Origin of the sequence: Pseudomonas baetica, from assembly GCF_051216495.1 — a bacterium.
Classification (GTDB): domain Bacteria; phylum Pseudomonadota; class Gammaproteobacteria; order Pseudomonadales; family Pseudomonadaceae; genus Aquipseudomonas; species Aquipseudomonas baetica_B.
In genome coordinates this window covers 1-2,660 of the sequence record NZ_JBPKAM010000224.1, presented here as the reverse complement: position 1 = coordinate 2,660, position 2,660 = coordinate 1, and the positions used below count along the sequence as shown (strand labels likewise).

Here is a 2,660-nt window from a genome sequence, read left to right as displayed (position 1 = left end):
GGGTGAGGGAGATGCGCGCATGGGAGGATTCTCCTCGACCGGGGAGGGGTGGGAAAGAGGCTGAGCGACAGGGGTTGGTGGGTGGAGCGAGCCTGCTCGCGAAAGCGCCGGGACAGTCAAAGTCGGTGTCGACTGGCACTCCGCTTTCGCGAGCAGGCTCGCTTGGCCTGAAACGACGAAACCCGCCACAAGGACGGGTTTCGTGCAAAGCCTGAGAGGCTTCTCTTAGGCCGGGAACAGCTCGGACAACTTCATCGCCAGCATCATGTCGCCTTCAGCGCGCAGCTTGCCGCCCATGAACGCTTGCATGCCGTCGGTTTCGCCGCTGACGATGCCTTGCAGGGTTTCGCCGTCCATCACCAGGGTCACCTGGGCGTCCGGGTTTTCGCCTTCTTGCAGCTCACAGGTGCTGTCCTTGACGATCAGCGAGAAGTTCTTGGTGTCGTCGATGCGGAAACCGAAGACCAGGTCCAGACCGGCAGCAGCGGCTGGGTTGAACTTGGCTTTCATTGCTTGTACGGCATCTGCTACTGAGGTCATGGTTCGTTCCTTTCTTGAGTAATAGGAGCTGGGTAAAAAGAGCTGGGTGATTACAGCCAGGGTCACAAGAGTCCGGACTCAGCGAAACGTGATGAGTTCCGGGGCCTTCAGCAGTTGCAGGTGCGCATGACTGTTGAAGGAAGCCAGGGCCACCTCGCGACCACGAAACTTCAAGTGGTTGAGCGAGGTGTTGACGATTTGCCAGTTCAATTCAAACGCCTGCCGGGCAGGCATTTGCGTAATGAGATGGAGCAGGGCGGTGATAGTGCCACCGGACGTGAACACGGCGATTTTCTGCGTGTTATCGGCTTGTTCGAGAATCCTGTGCAGACCCGCCCGGACCCGCTCGACAAAGCCCAGCCAGCTTTCCAGCTCCGGCGTGTCGTAGGTGCCGGCGAGCCAGCGTTCGATGATCAGGGCGAAAATGCGTTGGAACTCGGCGCGGTTTTGCGCGGCGTTGCGCAGGATGTTCAGGGCTTCGGGTTCGTCCGGCAGCATCGCCGGCAACAGCGCGCGGATCACCGCGTCGGCGTCGAACTCGTTGAAGGCGGAGTCGGTTTCCAGGATCGGAACTGGCAGGCCCACGGCAGCGAACTGCTCCAGCGCACTGGTGGCCGTATGCTGCTGGCGGCGCAGATCGCCGGACAGGCATCGATCGAAACTGATGCCGAGTTCAGCCAGGTGTTGACCGAGAATTTCCGCCTGGCGAATACCGATGGGCGACAGGACGTCGTAGTCGTCTGCACCGAAGGAGGCCTGGCCATGTCGAATCAAATAGATGCTGCCCACGTCCGCGTCGTCCCGGTACGTTGAAGGTTTGGCGAGGTTATGAGGATGACGGTGAGCTGTCAATGAAAAAACATACGCTTGTTTGAAATGCCCGTTACAGGCCTGCTGCCAAAGGTTTCACGGCTGGCCGCAAGGGCGGCGCATGGGTATGCTGGAGGTATCCCGCGCGCTGTCGTGACGCGCATCGTCTAAGGAGTCCCTGTGGAGTTTTTGTCCGAGTACGCCGTTTTTCTGGCCAAGACCGTGACCCTGGTGATCGCCATTCTGGTGGTCCTGGCCAGTTTTGCGGCCTTGCGCAGCAAAGGTCGACGCAAGTCGGCCGGCCAGTTGCAGGTCAGCAAGCTCAATGATTTCTACAAAGGGCTGCGCGAACGCCTGGAGCAAACCTTGCTCGACAAGGATCAGCTCAAGGCCTTGCGTAAGTCCCAAGCCAAGTCCGACAAGAAGCAGAAAAAGCATCCCGAAACCAAGCCGCGCGTGTTTGTGCTGGATTTCGACGGCGACATCAAGGCCTCGGCCACTGAAAGCCTGCGTCACGAAATCACCGCGCTGCTGACCCTCGCCACACCCAAGGATGAAGTGGTCCTGCGCCTGGAAAGCGGCGGAGGCATGGTCCACAGCTACGGCCTGGCATCGTCGCAACTGGCGCGTATCCGTCAGGCCGGCATACCGTTGACCGTGTGCATCGACAAAGTCGCGGCCAGCGGTGGTTACATGATGGCGTGCATCGGCGAGAAGATCATCAGCGCACCGTTCGCGATCCTCGGTTCGATCGGCGTGGTGGCGCAGTTGCCCAACGTCAACCGGCTGCTGAAGAAACACGACATTGACTTTGAAGTGTTAACCGCCGGCGAGTACAAACGCACCTTGACGGTGTTTGGCGAGAACACTGAAAAGGGCCGCGAGAAGTTCCAGCAGGATCTCGACATCACCCATCAACTGTTCAAGAACTTCGTTTCCCGATACCGCCCGCAACTGGCCATTGACGAAGTGGCCACCGGAGAGATCTGGCTCGGTGTCGCGGCGCTGGACAAGCAACTGGTGGATGAACTCAAGACCAGTGATGAATACCTGGCCGAGCGTGCCAAGCAGTCCGAGCTCTATCACTTGCACTACGCCGAACGTAAAAGCCTGCAGGAACGCATCGGCATGGCGGCCAGCGGTTCGGTCGATCGTGTATTGCTCAACTGGTGGAGTCGATTGACCCAGCAACGTTTCTGGTAACACCAAACTCCCTGTAGGAGAGGGGGGGGGTGGGGGGGGGGGGGAGGAGAAAGCATTTTATTTTGACTTCCGCCTTCTCTCTTTTTCCCCCTTGCGCAACATCGCCC

At 59.2% G+C, this 2,660-nt stretch carries 3 protein-coding genes; 1 reads left to right on the top strand and 2 read right to left on the bottom strand.

Annotation, left to right across the window (positions count from 1 at the left end; genetic code table 11):
* Positions 1-225: 225 nt before the first annotated feature.
* Both ACSFE6_RS31350 and ACSFE6_RS31345 read right to left on the bottom strand, forming a co-directional pair.
* On the bottom strand, positions 226-540 hold the full coding sequence (locus tag ACSFE6_RS31350) for an SCP2 sterol-binding domain-containing protein (RefSeq protein WP_020293838.1): 315 nt from the start codon (positions 538-540) through the stop codon (positions 226-228).
* A gap of 78 nt (positions 541-618) precedes the next feature.
* Positions 619-1,329, bottom strand: a complete 711-nt coding sequence (locus ACSFE6_RS31345; RefSeq protein ID WP_435431240.1) for a histidine phosphatase family protein — start codon at positions 1,327-1,329, stop codon at positions 619-621.
* A 201-nt stretch (positions 1,330-1,530) separates the two neighbouring features.
* Here ACSFE6_RS31345 and sohB point away from each other — a divergent pair, with 201 nt between their 5' ends.
* Positions 1,531-2,553: a protease SohB gene (gene sohB, locus ACSFE6_RS31340; RefSeq protein ID WP_435431239.1), complete on the top strand. Its 1,023-nt coding sequence runs from the start codon at positions 1,531-1,533 to the stop codon at positions 2,551-2,553.
* The last annotated feature ends 107 nt before the right edge of the window (positions 2,554-2,660 follow it).